At 35.9% G+C, this 16528-nt stretch carries 15 protein-coding genes and 1 pseudogene; 3 read left to right on the forward strand and 13 right to left on the reverse strand.

Going from position 1 to position 16528, the window contains the following annotated elements:
- The first annotated feature begins 131 nt into the window (after positions 1-131).
- Positions 132-287 carry a hypothetical protein gene (locus ACSVDH_RS26625; protein WP_439250496.1) on the forward strand — a complete coding sequence of 52 codons (156 nt, stop codon included), beginning with the start codon at positions 132-134 and terminating at the stop codon, positions 285-287.
- An 871-nt stretch (positions 288-1158) separates the two neighbouring features.
- Here ACSVDH_RS26625 and ACSVDH_RS26630 read toward each other — a convergent pair.
- Complete coding sequence (locus tag ACSVDH_RS26630) at positions 1159-1743, reverse strand: TetR/AcrR family transcriptional regulator (RefSeq protein WP_439250498.1); 585 nt, start codon at positions 1741-1743, stop codon at positions 1159-1161.
- 345 nt (positions 1744-2088) lie between these two features.
- On the opposite strand from ACSVDH_RS26630, the pseudogene ACSVDH_RS26635 reads away from it, so the two are divergent.
- Positions 2089-2969: pseudogene (locus ACSVDH_RS26635) on the forward strand (ABC transporter ATP-binding protein).
- Positions 2970-2978: 9 nt separating this feature from the next.
- A complete protein-coding gene (locus ACSVDH_RS26640) occupies positions 2979-4589 on the forward strand; it encodes an ABC transporter permease (protein WP_439250500.1) in 1611 nt (536 codons plus the stop codon).
- A 395-nt stretch (positions 4590-4984) separates the two neighbouring features.
- On the opposite strand, the gene ACSVDH_RS26645 is transcribed toward ACSVDH_RS26640, so the two are convergent.
- The 12 genes from ACSVDH_RS26645 to ACSVDH_RS26700 all read right to left on the reverse strand — a co-directional run bounded on the left by ACSVDH_RS26645 (position 4985) and on the right by ACSVDH_RS26700 (position 16388).
- Positions 4985-5464, reverse strand: coding sequence for an SRPBCC family protein (locus ACSVDH_RS26645; protein WP_439250502.1), 480 nt, complete (start codon positions 5462-5464; stop codon positions 4985-4987).
- A gap of 739 nt (positions 5465-6203) precedes the next feature.
- Complete coding sequence (locus tag ACSVDH_RS26650) at positions 6204-6617, reverse strand: hypothetical protein (RefSeq protein ID WP_439250504.1); 414 nt, start codon at positions 6615-6617, stop codon at positions 6204-6206.
- 404 nt (positions 6618-7021) lie between these two features.
- Positions 7022-7159: a hypothetical protein gene (locus tag ACSVDH_RS26655; protein WP_439250505.1), complete on the reverse strand. Its 138-nt coding sequence runs from the start codon at positions 7157-7159 to the stop codon at positions 7022-7024.
- Positions 7160-7220: 61 nt separating this feature from the next.
- Positions 7221-7481: a hypothetical protein gene (locus ACSVDH_RS26660; RefSeq protein WP_439250506.1), complete on the reverse strand. Its 261-nt coding sequence runs from the start codon at positions 7479-7481 to the stop codon at positions 7221-7223.
- Between the two features lie 47 nt (positions 7482-7528).
- Positions 7529-8776, reverse strand: a complete 1248-nt coding sequence (locus tag ACSVDH_RS26665) for a hypothetical protein (RefSeq protein WP_439250507.1) — start codon at positions 8774-8776, stop codon at positions 7529-7531.
- A 10-nt stretch (positions 8777-8786) separates the two neighbouring features.
- A complete protein-coding gene (locus tag ACSVDH_RS26670) occupies positions 8787-9617 on the reverse strand; it encodes a hypothetical protein (protein WP_439250508.1) in 831 nt (276 codons plus the stop codon).
- Complete coding sequence (locus ACSVDH_RS26675; protein WP_439250509.1) at positions 9614-10303, reverse strand: ABC transporter ATP-binding protein; 690 nt, start codon at positions 10301-10303, stop codon at positions 9614-9616. The genes ACSVDH_RS26670 and ACSVDH_RS26675 overlap by 4 nt, the downstream gene beginning before the upstream one ends.
- A 15-nt stretch (positions 10304-10318) precedes the next feature.
- Positions 10319-10681, reverse strand: a complete 363-nt coding sequence (locus ACSVDH_RS26680; RefSeq protein ID WP_439250510.1) for a GntR family transcriptional regulator — start codon at positions 10679-10681, stop codon at positions 10319-10321.
- 489 nt (positions 10682-11170) lie between these two features.
- Positions 11171-12283, reverse strand: coding sequence for a GerAB/ArcD/ProY family transporter (locus tag ACSVDH_RS26685; RefSeq protein WP_439250511.1), 1113 nt, complete (start codon positions 12281-12283; stop codon positions 11171-11173).
- A 740-nt stretch (positions 12284-13023) separates the two neighbouring features.
- Positions 13024-13734 (reverse strand): FadR/GntR family transcriptional regulator, encoded by a 711-nt coding sequence (locus tag ACSVDH_RS26690; protein ID WP_439250512.1) that lies wholly within the window; start codon positions 13732-13734, stop codon positions 13024-13026.
- A gap of 229 nt (positions 13735-13963) precedes the next feature.
- The gene (locus ACSVDH_RS26695; RefSeq protein WP_439250513.1) at positions 13964-14722 is read right to left on the reverse strand and encodes an SDR family NAD(P)-dependent oxidoreductase; all 759 of its coding nucleotides are present in this window, start codon (positions 14720-14722) and stop codon (positions 13964-13966) included.
- Positions 14723-15032: 310 nt separating this feature from the next.
- Positions 15033-16388 (reverse strand): GntT/GntP/DsdX family permease, encoded by a 1356-nt coding sequence (locus ACSVDH_RS26700; RefSeq protein ID WP_439250514.1) that lies wholly within the window; start codon positions 16386-16388, stop codon positions 15033-15035.
- Between the last annotated feature and the right edge of the window lie 140 nt (positions 16389-16528).

A 16528-nucleotide genomic window follows, 5' to 3' on the forward strand; every position in this document is an offset into this window, starting at 1 on the left:
TCAATACTTAAAACTACAAGCAGGTTGGTTTTGGATAGGTTTCTATTCTTTATCTTTATTATCAAAGACGTTGCCACTTGGACAGGAGCAGGAACATCGTTAACTCCTTTAAAAGGTGTAATTATAAGATTTTGGGGATGAAATTGATTACAGGCGGCGTTGTCATGATATATAGATCGATCAATATTTCAGCAGCGGATGCTACAAAAGAACGCTTTAAGGGACTAATGAAAGAAAACGTACTTGTTCACCACATTAGCTTTGAAATGCTCAACGATTCCGAATAGCCCATTGAAGTGAAATTTGGCCGATGAGATAGTGAAGGTCTCCATAAGCGATTAGTCTTTTATCAAATAAAAAGATGCCCTGCAAACAGTTTCGCAAGTTGTTCGCAGTGCTTTTTATACATTGCCCATATTTTTCCAGATACATCACTTCATACATTCTTCATCCTATATACCTAAAAAAGTTTTTTATTGCATCAAGGCGAATAGTATGATTACAATCTTCACAGCAAAATATACTATGCTTATTTTCTTTGAACTGCTTATATTGCCTAGTTCCTTCATAAACTCTAAATTTTTTTCTACAGCTACAGCAAATTACCTCATATGAAAACACGTTCATCCTCCTCAGTGCTTAGACAAGATTTATCGAAATAGAACTTAAAGCTTCTAAAAAGAATTGCTTCAACTACTAAAACCACCAATTACGGCAGCTGAAAAATGCATCCATGATTGGCACGCTTACCATGCATGGGAAAGCGTGCTTTATTAGTGTAAAAGTTTAATAAAATAATAAATATAATATGATCAAATTTCCTGTTAATTTGTGCTCTGTTTGGACAGGATTTATCTTTTCACTTTCCTGCGTAATTTAAGTACACTTCTTCCCAACATCTTCTAAACGATAACCTATGATATCCAATTTTTCTTTCAAACTTTTGTTCAAGAAAATGACCATTAAATGATTCAACAATCTTGCCATTTGTCAAAAGACGCATTCGTTATTAAAGATAGCGCCCGTTCGAAGATTATTTATGTTTACTTATCGAAGAAAAGCTACCCTTTAGCTAAACAAGCAGCAATAGTCATTTCATTATAATTGTATTAATAATTTTTAATCTTTTTACACATAGATTCAGTCGTCGAGTTTACTTTAACGCAAGCCATTCAAAAACATTTGCGTAATTTGTGGGCCATATTTTATCAAATTATCACTATTAATCGCTTGACTCTTCATTCCCTCCGTGAAAATATGCATCAACATCAGTAAAACCTCATCAGAATATGCGGGATTAATTTTTCCTTCTTTACGCCCTTTTTGAAACATTTTTAAAACTAATCGATCACTTGTTTCTTGTGCATCCTTATCAAAAAAAGACGGGTCACTTGCAAATTGCTGCATCACATTATGAAAAAATATAGATGTCATACTTTGAATTTTTTTCATTTTATATTGCGTGAGTTCCATATACGTTTGCTCAAATGATAAATCACTTTCAATCAAACGTTCATATTCTTCATGGATAGAGGCAAATGAATGATGAATCGTTGTATTAATTAAATTATCTTTTGTATTGTAATAATTAAATAAGGTTACTTTACTAACACTCGCACTTTTTGCAATCTCATCCATGGTTATATTGGTGATGTCCTTTTTATTCAGCAATTCAAGCGTAGCTTCTTCAATATCTTTCATTTTCTTTTCTCGTCTTAGATCAAAGCCATTTTTCTTTGTCATCTTCCCACCACATTTTCCCCTTTTTTATAAGTTTAAGTATAACTTTTTGCACTTAGTTTTTGTGTCTAGCTCCAGCGCCTAGCCCCTCTAGGGTCTAGACGATTTAGAATTGAAGGCAAAGAACGCCTTCTATTCTAAATCGTCTTATTTGCCTTAGGCTGATCAAGGCGCTTGCGCTTTTCTAAATTACTTTCTACCTATTTATATAGTATTTCATTATTTGAACTAATTCAAACATTTCAGTAAAAAATAATTTGAATAACCCTAGAAAAAAGCGTATATTATGAACTATAAAGTAGTTTTTAGTAAAAAACTTTAATTCTCATAAAATAGGAGATAAGAGGAATGGTTATCGCAGAAATTAAGGGGTTGCAAAAAAAATATAAATCTACCCATGCGTTAAAAAATGTAACGATGGATCTAAAAAAAGGTGAAGTGTTAGGTTTTATCGGACCAAATGGGGCAGGAAAATCAACGACCATCCGAATCCTGCTTGGCATTATAAAATCCAGCGGAGGCACAGCCAAGATCTTCGGGAAGGATGTCTGGAAAGATTCGATTGAAATCCATAAACGACTTGCATACGTTCCAGGAGATGTAAACCTTTGGCCAAATTTAACGGCGGTGAAATTATTGATGTATTTATGCGCCTGCAAGGAACGAAGAACGATGCATTACGCGATGAATTAATTCACAAATTCCAACTTGATCCTAAGAAAAAAGCACGGACTTATTCAAAAGGAAATCGTCAAAAGGTTGCGCTTATTGCCGCGCTTGCTAGCGATGCAGAACTTTATATTTTTGATGAACCGACTAGTGGTTTGGATCCTCTGATGGAATCTGTATTTCAAGAGGAAGTGGAAAATTTAAAAAAGCAAGGAAAGTCCATCCTTCTTTCTAGCCACATCTTAAGTGAGGTAGAACGCTTATGTGACCGCGTAGCGATTATTCGTCAAGGAGAAGTAATTGAAACGGGAACACTAGACGAATTAAGGCATTTAACTCGTTATCAATACAAGGTGACTACTCGTGACGAGCCTATTGGATTAAAACAAGTGAGTGGTGTGCACGACTTAGTAATAAATGGAAATGAAGCTGTTTCCCAAGCCGATAGTGATCAAATTGAAGCCATTCTAGAAGAAATCATGCCTTACCATGTAACAAAGCTTGAGAGTGTGCCGCCGACCCTTGAAGCGTTGTTTATGCGTCATTACACTGGAAAGTAGGTGAGCAAGATGAAAAATCGATTTTATAAGACTGGAATGCTCTTTCTTCATACATTACGTAGAGATTGGTTAAAGCTTCTCATTTGGGCAGTGGCCTTAAGTCTTTTCACGGGCGGCTTTGCCAGTGCGATGTATGAAATATATGGAAAAGATCCTGCTGGATTGAAGGCTATGTATGAAACTTTGAAAAATCCGGCAATGATTGCCATGCTTGGACCGACAGCAGCTACTGCCGAAACGTATACCGTAGGAGCTATGTACGCACATGAAATGATCCTCTTTACGGCACTCGTATTTGCCATTGTATCTATTATGCATGTCATCAGTCGTACACGGAAAGAAGAGGATGATGGAACAACAGAGCTTATCCGTTCCTTTCAAGTTGGACGACTGGCCGGCACGACAGCCATCGTTATCGAAATGTTTCTTTTACATTTAGTTATCATCGCCCTTTCTACAGGTTTGCTGCAAGTTCAACATGTACCTGGAATGAATTTTTCTAGTAATTTGTTATATTCCGCTTCATTAGGTATGCAAGGTTTCTTATGGGCAATGATTGCTCTCATATTTGTCCAATTAGCATCCGGAGCTGGAAGTGCAAGAGGACTGAGCTTCTTGACTCTTGGCTTTTTTTACATTGTTCGAATGGCAACAGATATGAACACACCGGATGCTTCTTGGTTCAACCCGCTGGGATGGAGCTATTTAGTAAATGTTTACGTTAATGATAGCTGGTTTCCAATCGTCATTGCTTTTGTTGCCAGTATCGTTTTCTTAGCCCTATCCTATCTTTTGGAACAATCTCGAGACATGGGAGCTGGTTATTTACCAGAACGGACTGGGCGTGCTCATGCAAAAGAACGGCTGTTAAGTCTTCCTGGCCTAATCTTACGCCTTCAAAAAATATATATTATCGGCTGGCTCTTCGCCCTCTTTATATGCGGGGCTATGTACGGGTCAATTTTCGGTGACATGGATAAATTTGTAAGTGAAAATGAAATGATGAAGCAAATGTTCCTTCACAATGCAAATTACACCATTCAAGAACAATTTATAAGTGTTCTCTTTATCGTTTTATCTTTATTAACTACGATTTTTATTGCAGGAAGTTTGATGAAACTCGTAAACGAAGAAAAGAAAGGGCGCTGGGATCAGCTTTATGCCACTAAATTAAGTCGGACAAAATTCTACTGGTACCATGTGATCTTGACTTCCATACTAGGAGTGGTCGGACAATTTTCTGCGATATTGGGGCTCTACCTAGCCCAACGAAGTGTGATGGAAACACCGTTAAGTCTGTGGGAAATCACTAAGGCTGGAATTGCATGGGTACCTGCAATTTTCTTCTTTATCGGTATATTAGCTGTACTAATTGGTTGGCTGCCGCGCTTTACGGCAATAATTTGGGGCTATCTATTATTTGCTTTCTTTGTTAGTTATTTTGGGCAAATGATGGACATTCCAGAATTCGTCACGAACCTTGATATATTTAGCTATATTCCAAAAGTTCCAATTGAAGAATGGAAATGGGGAACCATAATCCTCATTAAATTATCGGCTTTCTTCATGATCGTTATTGGTTTCATCCGTTATAAAAAACGAGATTTAGTCAATGAGTAAAAAAGACAGATGCGATGAAAAGTGTCCTTCGTAAAGTACCTATTAAAATAGGCAAGCAACTTTTAGAAAATGATCTCTGAATTAAACAGGGATCATTTTTTTATTTGCTCTTTTGTAAAAGATTGGTGTTTGATCATAGTAAATCGGCTAACCTCTTTTTAAGTTATCTAAGCAATCGACTGGTTAAATAGTTAATGCAGCAAAAGTGTCTCCCTGTATGCCAAACGAGCCTTTGAAATGATTTTAGAGGCTCATTTTTCTTTTTTTCATTTAAAAAAACTTCCCTTTTATAGTGCCCTCAGTTGCGGAAAAGTGCACGATTGCCGAAGATTGATTATTTTATTCTAACTGTATTTCGTTAATACAATAATAGTAAAATTAGACGCTGAAACAAATTAGCTAAGGTCAAAGGCATCTTTGTAGGCTTTACGCAAATCTGCTGAGTTATCAGGCCACTCGACAGGTTTACCGTCAACTATCATCCCTAAGGCATCGAGACATCGATGCCATCCGGCAGCAGTATTGACCGAAATGGATTGATCATCAAAAGTGTGAGTGAAGATCATTCGGCATCCTTGATCTTCAGATTGCAATTCAATGTGAAGGATGTCATCAATCTCACGGAAAGCAAAGACTCGAGGAGGTTCAAACTCAGTGATGATCCCTTCATACGTTGAACCTTCACCGTCATCAAAAAAGATAATACCACCAAGTTTAAGTTTCATCTCCCCTGTAGCAAATGGGTACCACTTAGAAAAGTGAACAGGATCAGTAAGGATTCGCCAGACATTTTCAGCCTCTTGATGGGGGAAAAAACGATCAAATCGTAAAGGGTAACGACTTTCGGTTTTATGGAAAGTACCGTATTCAATCATTGTTTTAATTCTCCTTGTTTCAGTTTTTTATATTGCTTGTTCGCTTCCATTGCTTATTATCATAAAATATTAACAGCTATTATTCTGTTACTCAAGTCAATTGGAAATAAAATGCGTATGATTTTTACTAATGTTGGATATGTAATCTGCAAATGATGTGTTTGCTTCAATCTTTTTTGATAACACTCTACTATTTACTTATCTCTACAAGAAGCGTATCAATCTCAATTAATGCCTGCATCCATTTATCTCTTGCTTGATTCCTCTTTTCAACTTTAGCAAGAAATGAGCTTTTTTCAATGCGTTTTTTAATAATATTTCGATCCAAACATGTTTGATATATAGAAAAAGTATACGGGATTTAAGGTGAATTTATAAAGAAACTATAATTAGCGCAGCATAAATTCTGGGAAGAGAATCGAAAGTACAATAAATACAATCTCGCCTACTACGAATGCAATGGCCCAGATTATTGCTTTGCGTGATGGAGGCGTGCCCTCGCGCAACACTTTGACACCTAGCGGGACTAAAGCTATGCATAGTCCAAGTATCAGGAATGGAGACTCGAATCTTGTGCCTTTAAGGGTGCCCAAGGGTAGGAAGAACATGGAGGCCAGTGCTACCGAGCGAATGATCCCTAATGTACGTGAACGGTAAGCACCGATTGCTAATATTATCCAGCCAACCATCATCATGCCATTAAAATAACGGACGATATGGAATGCGTGGTACGAGTCGCTTACTGTGTTTTTTGCGAGATCAAGGCTTTGTACATTGACGAGTTGGAAGCCATATGATCAATGCCGCCATGAAAAACACGGCCTATTAGCCCTAAGATTATAACCATGCCGCCCCAAATTGCTAAAGCGGGATATTTCATGCCGATGAATCTTACTAAGGTAATGATCCCAGGCCAGAGGAAGAGACAACCTAGCACAAAGCAACTGTAGGCGGAAGTGATGAGTACAGGATGATCGGCGTAGGCAGCAAGCTGCGCATCATAGAAAAAATGAAATTGTATCCTAAGAAGAGCGGCCGCTAGTAATAAGAGCGGTCCAATGATTAAGGAGAGGCCTCCGATCCAGCGCCCGGGGAACCAAAAAGCAGCATTATCTCTTTCAGGGGATGAGTTTTCTTGTATTTTATGATTCATAAACACTTCCACCACCTAAACTTCGTTTTAATTGTTTTACTCCTTCTTTAATATTCCATATCGCAACACCTAATATGATCAGAGCGAGTAAGATCATGCTGCTGCCAACTACTGTGAAATTACATTTTAAACATCGCTAATTAATATAACATATCATTAACGGTACCAAACCTTAATCTGCAATTGAGTTTAAAATAAATCTGGATAGCTCACCACATTTTTGATTAAAGTTCAACATGATTGGGTGAAGAGCAAAAAACTAACCCCATTTTTTATAATAGGGTTAGTTCCTTCTCTCAAAATATTGCAGTGTTTTATTCCATTAACCTGCCTCTTGGTTCATCTATCCTTAAACCTCTTTATAGTCATCACATTTAAAACCGGCTAATGATAAATGCAATTCTTTAAAATGAAGTATCTTCTTGTTCCATTTCTTTTAACTTCTTTCTGGTATATCTGTTAGAAGATAATAATAGCAACAGGGATAATAGTAAAGTTCCGCCTCCTATCCCTAACAACCATGGCAGAAAAACAAATTCCATATAAAATCCTCCCTTATCTTTATATATGGTTTCACAAGTTTTCTTGTCCAAAGATCCACGTTTATCTTTTATGGATTATATGTCCTTTCACATTACTTGCAAGTTCTTCTATTTCAGCACCTTCATCGTACAGATTTCCTCTTATTTGCCCTCTAATCAAAGCCTTGGAGAACTTCATTAATGTAACGTTCCCTTTCACTGGAGCTATTAACTCTAATTTAGCTCCTGATAAAACGACAACATTGCCCACAATTTCTCCCATAACCGTTGTATCTGCTTCTATAAACACATCACCTATTTGTTTTTCAAAAGAGAATTTCAATTATTATGTTCTCCTTTTTAAAAATAAATTAGAAGGAAAAAAGATCCTTATTCTATATTTAAAGAATTAATACGTAACGTGTAATCTTCCTCGCTTTTACTACTATTTGTTGCTTCAATTGCACCTTCATATACTGTTTTCCATGTTTTCAAATCAGCAACCAATATGACTGCCTCTGTTTTTAAATCTTTGTAAGGACTGACAACATACATTCTATTATTTTTGAGTTTGATCGTTGAAGAGCCGCTTTCGTCCAATCGTTCCGGTATGTTGATGTCGATCGTTTGTTTTGTCGAAAATTTCCGGTTCTCTATTTGATATGGAAGGATTTCAAGACCATTTGCAGTTATATTTATAAAATAAATCGTTGAACCATAAAGATAAATATTCTCAAAATCCATTTGTTGCTTTTCATTAAATAATTCTTTATGCTCATTTGTTTCATAATTATATAACGTAAATGTTTGATCGATTTCTTCTGTACTGGACTCATCACCCTCTTGAACTTCTTTGACTTTTACTTTCTCAATTAACAGATAATGTTGGGGTTGAATAGTTTCTAAATCATTAAAAATAGACAGGCGATTCGAGATCGTTGAATTCTCATTTTGTTGACTGCTGCCAGAAGACACGACAATATCATCACCAATTAAAGTTTGACTTTTAAGATCAAATGTATAGATGTGGATTTCTTCAACAGTCTCATAACTTTGATTTATAGCTGACTCTATCTGAACAAGTACTTTTAGCTTGTCATCGAGCTTTTGTACATCAACAACATATGCAAAGCTATATTCTTTCTGTTTTGGTAGAGTCTCGTTTATTGATGTAACCTCCTTTGATTCTTTGTCTAACACTTCAAGTTCAAATGTAAAATTACTTGGTCTATGATCTAGTTCATAATAATCCCCTTCGATATTCGCATAAGCTAAATAAGCTTCGTCCTCATAAAACAAAGTCGGATTTAATTCTTTTCCGCGCATGAAATTTCGATAATTCCGTTGCAGTAGTTTTATTTCAGGTGTATTATATACTCCGTTTAAACTTTCAATATAGGAGAGTTCATTTGTATAGATAGTTTCCTGTTCATCAATGCGAACAGTATCTTGATGTCTGCCTTGAGTGATATACTCGCCAAAAACGCTAAGTTTTTTCCCTTCATCATCACTTCCACTCACCTTTTTAATAATAAATTCCGGATTATTACTCATCGCCGTACTTGATTGAATATAAAAGAAACCAATTACGAAAACGGTGATAAGTACAATTGAAATCAGCTTCCAATATCGATTCATGTTCATTCTCCTAAACTGTTATTTTATTTTTCAATAAATAATGGCTCATCCAAATCGATCCCGCAATAACAATTAGTCCTGTAATTAATTCTAGTCCTAATAATTCAATAGGATAAAAATAATTGACTAATAGAAAGGTATGTATAAGCAATGGTGAAAGAAAAACAAATGCAGATACCAAACAATAGATAACGGCAAGAGCAATTCCTTTCCAACGAAAACTTCGTTCAAATAAGATTGCGGTGAATAAAACCATCACAACTAGAAAACCAATACCATAATGAATGAAAAACTCCATAAATGTTTTCGGAAATAAAATTGTAAACCTGTTATACATAAACGTCTCATGCACCGTGAGATCTGTTCTGAAATCAGCCGGGACAATCAATTGTAGGATGTTATTTTCAACTGGCAGTAATAATAGTTGTAATGCGATTAATCCAAAAACCATGATCATAATAGTGGTTACCTTCGCCAGATAAAGATGAATGCGTGCAGTTGGCAACATTAATAGACGGTAAATGAACGTGTTTTTTCCTATCCAATCGCGATACCAAATAAAAAATAAATAAATTAATAATGTTACAATACATAAAGCAATTGGTCCTACAAACCAGAAACTGTCAATAAAATGTTGCAAAGACATGCTTCCATATTGATTAAGAAACTCCTCTTGTGATAATGATCCCTGATAGATCATTTCATTGACTGTATTCACATAACTTTTTGCTGATACGAAAACGCCTATTAATTGTGAGATAATAGTGATCCCGATTAAAATAAAGTACATGTTCGCAAAACGATTAAATTCAAAGTGGACTAACTTAAAATATTTGCTCATCTTTGATACACCTCTCTCATGACATCCACTACAGATTTCCCTTCATTTTCACGAACATCTTCTGTTCGGAATTCTTTCAAAACCGTTCCATCATTCAATAAAATCACCTTATCAATTAAATGTTCAATATCATTAATTTCATGTGTTGTAATAATCACTCCGCGATTTTCTACAAGATGGCTAGTAAATACATCCGCTATTTGTTCACGACTAAACAAATCGATTCCTGAAAAAGGTTCATCCATTAAAATAAAATCTACATCAAGTGATAAGCCAAGAAGAATATTTACTTTAGCGACATTCCCTTTTGATAACCTAGAAATCCGTTCATTTTTGCTTAATGAAAAAAACTCCAGTAGATCATCTGCTCTTTTTTGATTCCAACCAGAATAAAAATCATCCATAAACTTCATCGCTTCTGAAATTTTCATTTGTGGTAACATGGTAATCGCATCTGGAATATAACAAATTTTTTCGTAGCTTTCTTTATGTATTCTTTCTCCATTTATAAGAATCTCCCCATCTTGAATAGGAGTTAATCCCATGATGGCATTTAAGATTGTTGTTTTACCTGCACCATTTAATCCAATTAAGCAAGTTATTTCCCCTTTATTCGCAGTAAAAGAAACACCCTCTAAAACTTTCCTTCGTCCAAATTTTTTCGCTATATTCTTAAGTTCAATCATTTTGATCCCCCAGTTTCATTGTTCATTTTTATATTTTTGTTTTACTAGTTCCAAAACATCGTCCAGTGGAACTTGAATAGAACGTATAGATGTTATGAAGGATTCTACAGCATTTAAAATAAGTTCTTCTCTCACTTCACGTAAAACTTTTTCATCTTTTGTGATACGACTTGGTACATTTCGTTCCGTATAAATCAAACCTTGTTCCTCCATCTCTTTATAAGCTCTTTGAACCGTATTCGGATTAATTTTCAACTTGTTTGCCAAATCCCTGCGCGACGGAATTTCTTGACCCGACTCAAGTCGCCCTGTTGCAATCTGCTCTTTAAAATGGCGGATGACTTGTACATAGACAGGTTCGCGATGATTAAAATTCATAAACCCAACTCCTAAATTCCTTTATCAAGTGTACTAACCCATTAATACACACTTGATAAAAAAATATGTAGTTAGTGTATTAAACTTATAATACACTAGTGATAAAATTGTGTATCAATACTTTAATACACCAATATATGTATATTTTATCTTCAATTAACTTCAACTGTCAACATAATCATTAAGAAACTGACTCCGAAAATCGTTGAGTAGATGAAAATATAACAGAAGTTTCTTTAATCAAGGATGCATTTCACGATACGTTTGGAATGGAAAAAGCACACTCTTTTCAAGTTAAAGTCGGAGTGAAATCTGCTGGTGCTGTATTCAACAGAGCTATTGTTTTTTGCCTATTGGTGGGGGATAGAAGCTATTCAATCATTTATTATAAAAAAAGGTATGTTGTCACCATAACGATGATCAGTAATCAAAAAAACCTCGGTATTTGTTTAAACCCGATGGCTTTGGAATATAGCATTATAACTATTATCATGCATTTGATTTGGATCTAACTTTCTTTTTGAAACGATTGCGAATCAAGGCAACAAGCAGCATTAGCAATGGAAAAGCAATATGAAAATAAACAGTAACGTAACTGCTAACATAACTACCTTCCTCTATGTGTTCCGAAAAATCGGATGCCCTAATCATTGACCAATAAAGGAGAATACAACCAATTGGTAAAACAATTTGTTGATGATTTTTTAACCTGAACAAATCTACGATTCCAATTAGGACACCATAAAAAAAGATGGATGCTTTGAAAAACACCGTAATCAACAAAGTAAAAACAACAATAGAATCAAGTCGTTGAATAAACTCGAAAAGGTTGACCTTTCCGATGGTTGACAACAAAGGAAACGTAGATCTCTCCACTTCTTCAACGCCAAGAACAGCGACATTTAAACTTATTGTCCAACTTAAGATAAGACCACTTGAAATCAACGCAGACAACCACACTTTTTTTACTAATCCGGAACGATTTAAATAAGGTAGCAGCATCATAAAGACAACCATTTGACCAAAAGGAGTATTGCTAGTCTCTGGTAATGCAGTTAAGATTGGTTTCCATCCATTTTCCAAAAATGGTTGCAAATTATGAAGATCAACATTACCTGAAATAAGGACGAAAAAATTCCCTATTGCTCCTAACACAAGTAAAATAACAATGAAGACCTCTGCTGTTCGCCCTAATACTTCAATCCCTAGATAAAGTACATAACACATCGTAAGAACGAACAAGAGATTGATTGCTAATAACGGTGTTTCTGTCATTGCCGAGGTAAGCAGCAAATCCCCGAAGTCACGTACATTATCGGCAGCAATCATCAAAAAGTAGAGAATGTATAACAGACCAATGATCCATCCCAGGTATTTACCAAATATTTTTCTAGTAAGTCCAGTAAGGGGCAAATTGGGATATTGACGAAATAAAAAGTAGTAAATGAAAAATAAGACAATTCCCCCGAACATCCCTAAAAGAATGGCCAGCCATGCGTCTTTTTGGGCGGATATTCCATGACTTTCAACCAGTGTAGTCCCCATATCCAATAGAAACATCAAGGCAAATAGTTGAATAACACTAATTTTTTCTTTCTCCATTGTCTAATGGCCCCTCATTCCTTTATCACAATACATGGTTTGATCTATAAATTTGTTTGACAGTGAGCGCTTATACTTCTTATCTAGTTATTCATCCTCCCCAACTTTGCTATACTCAATACTTTTAAGGGTCGAGGAATGTATGCTCTATACAAATCTAGTCACTAAAAGCGATGTTATCGGTAATTAAAAAGGATTAAATATCCCTTTTTTTCGCTTGTTAAATAAAAGAAGTTAAAAATCAATTTTGTCTCGAATCTCTATTATATAGATCTACACGTTAAAAGGAGAGGGAAAGGAAAAGCTTGATCACAGTGGTTTAGTTCAATACTAAGAGAAACTTGCTAATTTTGAAGTAAAAAGGAAACAAGAATATGAGACGAATACTCTTTAAACATGTTACAGCAAGGAAAAGGGACAAACATTTTAACACAAGGTTGAAAACTTATGGAAGATTCAATGGTTATCTGGTGGATGTCAAACAAGCAGTACATAACGTGTGTTTAATTTACTGAAAGCATTTGATTGATTAAAAGGCGATGTTTTTAATTTTTCGGTTGATAAGGGAAACCCGCTGGAAGGTGAAGGCAAAGGCGCAGTTGCCCCTATCCTTTATACTTAAAATTGGCCACTACGTCGCTTTCCCTTCTACGCTCCATTATACTTTTTAAAGTGCAAAAAAATAATTCCTCTAAAAACGAGGAATAGCAAAAGTTTACCATAGGGGAATTTGCGGACTATTAAACTTTCCAATACCGATTATATAAGTTTTGCATATGGTCGGTCATTAGTTTGACTGCTTCTTTTTCATTATGTTCTTCTATCGCTTTTATAAGTAATTTATGCTCATGAAAATTAACTTCTCTATAATCAGGTCGAGTTACCGTACGATCCCGAATAAATTTCCACATTTTTTGCTGTTCCATTGCATTGCTGATCGCTGCCATAAAATTAATAAATAAATCATTATGAGAAGCCTTTGCGATCCCTTTATGCAATTTTTCATCGGTTTCAGGAACATAGATTCCGGCCTCAGTCTCTTCCTCCATCTTTTTAATAGTAGAACGCAGTTCCTCAATATCCTCCTCTGTGGCTCTGAGAGCTGCATATTTTACTATAAGCGGCTCGATATTCATTCTTGCTTCGACAATATCCTCCGGGGATACGGCCTCAACTATTATGGCTAAATTTTGACTTTCAGAAGCTGATTGTTTACTTTTAACATAAACCCCTTCACCTTGGCGGGAATAAATATACCCATTTAACTCTAGTGCACTAAGCGCTTGTCTAATGGGAGCGCGACTAACACCAAACTGTTCGCAAAGCTCTCTCTCAGCAGGGAGTTTATCACCTATTTCAAATGAACCGGATTGTATTTCTGAAAGAATTTGGTTGTAAATTTGGACATATAATTTATTACTAGAAACTGGATTAAATTTAATGTAAACCACTTCTTTCGATCGTTATTTACTTATTTTCAATACACTATTTAAACGTTATCATTATACCGATTTCTTTCATTTATAGCAACCACATAGACTCTATAAGACCGATGACCTTATGACTCCAAAAGTAAAGGATAGGGCATGCCCAATCAGAATATCATGTGATGATAATCAATGTGTGTATACATAAAACAGGCATCCCATTCTGGAATGCCTGTTTCATAATAGTGACTAATTAATCCATATGTGACCCACCGTTAATATCGATTTCCTCACCTGTAATATAAGAAGCTTCTTCTGAAACTAAGAAAGCAATGGTTGATGCAATTTCTTCTGTTTCACCTGGTCTGCCCATTGGTATAGCTGAAATAACTTTTTTCGCATCTTCTTCCGGAAGTGATTTCCAAATCTCAGTATTAATAAGACCTGGTGCAACACAGTTAACAGTAATGCCCTCTGTTGCAACTTCACGAGCTAAGTTTTTAGAGAATCCTAAAACAGCAGCTTTAGATGCAGAATAGTGTGCCCCGCCGAATACCCCTCCTCCTCTTTTTGCAGATACAGAGGAAAGACTTACAATTCTACCAAACTTTTGTTTTTTCATCGTTTCTAGTACAGCTTGTGTACATAAGAATAATCCAAACATGTTGACATTAAAGATTCTTGTCATATCTTCAAGCGTCATATCTTCAACAGTAACTTTTTGTGAAATCCCCGCATTATTAACAAGAATGTCAATACGTCCATACTCCGCTAGTACTTTTTTAACCATTGCATCAACTGATTCTTTGCTCGTTACATTCAGTTCTACCCCTAATGCTTTTCCGCCTTCTTCCTGAATTGCAGAAACAGTATCTTGAATTCCATCTGCATTTAAATCAGCAACTACAATAGCTGCGCACTGTTTTGCAAGTGTTAGGGCAATGGTACGTCCAATCCCTTTTTTTGAACCGCTTCCTGTAACGATTGCTACTCGATCATTTAATTGAAACATGCTTATTCTCTCCTCACCTTTTAAAAATGTTATGATGATGCAAGCAATTCTTTAGCTGTTTTGATAATTTACTTATATGTTTCATTTCTATCATCCCAAATAGGATATTTTTACATTTAAACCTTATAAACTTAATAGATTATCTACTTGTATACTAAGTTAAGTCGTAATTAGGGTATACACCAACCAATTGACACCGTTTACATTTTAACCCTTCTATTAAAAACATTTATGATCTTAAATCCTTCCCTCATTTTATCAAATGCTTAAAGGGAATTTACGATTTTTCTAAGAGAAGATCCTTTTCACATCACAAAAACATGCTGATCACAAGACAAAGAATAAAACCCGCAATTGAAATAATGGCTGTAGCAACAGTCCATGACTTTAATGTTTCTATTTCGGTTAAACCAAAATAACGCTTAATCATCCAGAATGCTGAATCATTCACATGGGAAGTCATGATCGCTCCACAACCAATTGCTACTATAATTAATGCCAGCATTGGCTCTGACACTGGCTGAAGTTTAATAATAGGTAAGATCAGACTTGCCGCAGTCACGATAGCAACTGTTCCTGACCCCTGAGCAGCACGAATCAATGCCGCAGTCAAATAGGCAAATACAATAATCGGAAGACTTGATCCAGCAACAGCATTGGCAATAATGTCACCGATACCTGAGCTTACTAATACTTCGCCGAAAACGGATCCTGCACCGGTAATCAAGATAATTAGACCTGCAGGTTCGAGAGCTTTTGTCGTAATTTGCTGTATATCAAGCTTGGAATATCCTTTTTTTGTTCCAAATAGATAAATGGTTAATAGAGCAACAATCGTCAAAGCACCGAAAGGATGACCGATTAAGGTTAAAATCCCTCTGACCATACTGTCTTCTGCTAATACATTTTCTGCAATCGTTTTGGCGACCATCAAAAATAGTGGAAGTAAGATAATCCACACAACACTTGCAAAACTTGGAATTTCCCTCTTGCTGTCTACTTCTGCTTCTACAGTAGCAGCAACTTCCGATATCGCACGTTCAACGTTCATTTTTTTAGCTATAAAACTACCAAAAAGTGGCCCGCCAATAATCATTGCTGGTATCCCTACAATGGCTCCAAGTAAAATATGCCATCCTAAATCAACTCCTAAGATTGTAGCACCAGCAAGCGCCCCTGAGGCTGGAGGAATTAACGAAAACGTAGTAGCGATCCCTGCCATAAGCGGAAGAACAAAGTATAAGATAGATTTTTTCGAATTTCGTGCCATACTAAGGATTAAAGGGGCAAAAATAACGATTGCTACTTCAAAGAAGATAGGTACAGCAACAATCATCCCTACAAACCCTAGTGACCAATTCACTTTACTTTCCCCAAATTTTTTAAAAAGGGTTGAAGCAAGACGTTCAGCACCGCCAGAAACTTTAAGCACTTCTCCAAACATGGCTCCTAACCCAATAACAACTGCAAGAAATCCAAGGGTACTGCCCATCCCTTTTTCCATGGCCGCATAAATCTCTTGAGGCGGCATTCCAACACCAATACCTACAAATATACTAACGAGAAGCAAGGCAAGAACTTCCTGCATCTTTACACGTAAAACTAGAAATAACAAGAGTACAATTGCAAGAACAGCCACAACAATTACCGAAACTGAGTCTCCCAATATAACCCCTCCTTTTTATATTTGTATACTTGCTGATTTTCATTGGTTCCTATCCTGCACATTTCGATCGTTTTTAAGATTAGGCATTCCATTATTTTTTTGTACTGGTTTCTGCCTTATCTCTTCCTTAGCGAATGATG

It is taken from the genome of Metabacillus sp. Hm71 (genome assembly GCF_051842955.2).
GTDB lineage: Bacteria > Bacillota > Bacilli > Bacillales > Bacillaceae > Metabacillus.

What these genes read in the sequence shown, in the direction of transcription:
- ACSVDH_RS26640 (WP_439250500.1), top strand. Translation starts at nt 2,979, where the DNA reads ATGAAAAATCGATTTTATAAGACTGGAATGCTCTTTCTTCATACATTA.
- ACSVDH_RS26680 (WP_439250510.1), bottom strand. Translation starts at nt 10,681, where the DNA reads ATGAATTTTAATCATCGCGAACCTGTCTATGTACAAGTCATCCGCCAT.
- ACSVDH_RS26630 (WP_439250498.1), bottom strand. Translation starts at nt 1,743, where the DNA reads ATGACAAAGAAAAATGGCTTTGATCTAAGACGAGAAAAGAAAATGAAA.
- ACSVDH_RS26695 (WP_439250513.1), bottom strand. Translation starts at nt 14,722, where the DNA reads ATGTTTCAATTAAATGATCGAGTAGCAATCGTTACAGGAAGCGGTTCA.
- ACSVDH_RS26650 (WP_439250504.1), bottom strand. Translation starts at nt 6,617, where the DNA reads ATGAATCATAAAATACAAGAAAACTCATCCCCTGAAAGAGATAATGCT.
- ACSVDH_RS26655 (WP_439250505.1), bottom strand. Translation starts at nt 7,159, where the DNA reads ATGGAATTTGTTTTTCTGCCATGGTTGTTAGGGATAGGAGGCGGAACT.
- ACSVDH_RS26675 (WP_439250509.1), bottom strand. Translation starts at nt 10,303, where the DNA reads ATGATTGAACTTAAGAATATAGCGAAAAAATTTGGACGAAGGAAAGTT.
- ACSVDH_RS26665 (WP_439250507.1), bottom strand. Translation starts at nt 8,776, where the DNA reads ATGAATCGATATTGGAAGCTGATTTCAATTGTACTTATCACCGTTTTC.
- ACSVDH_RS26685 (WP_439250511.1), bottom strand. Translation starts at nt 12,283, where the DNA reads ATGGAGAAAGAAAAAATTAGTGTTATTCAACTATTTGCCTTGATGTTT.
- ACSVDH_RS26645 (WP_439250502.1), bottom strand. Translation starts at nt 5,464, where the DNA reads ATGATTGAATACGGTACTTTCCATAAAACCGAAAGTCGTTACCCTTTA.
- ACSVDH_RS26670 (WP_439250508.1), bottom strand. Translation starts at nt 9,617, where the DNA reads ATGAGCAAATATTTTAAGTTAGTCCACTTTGAATTTAATCGTTTTGCG.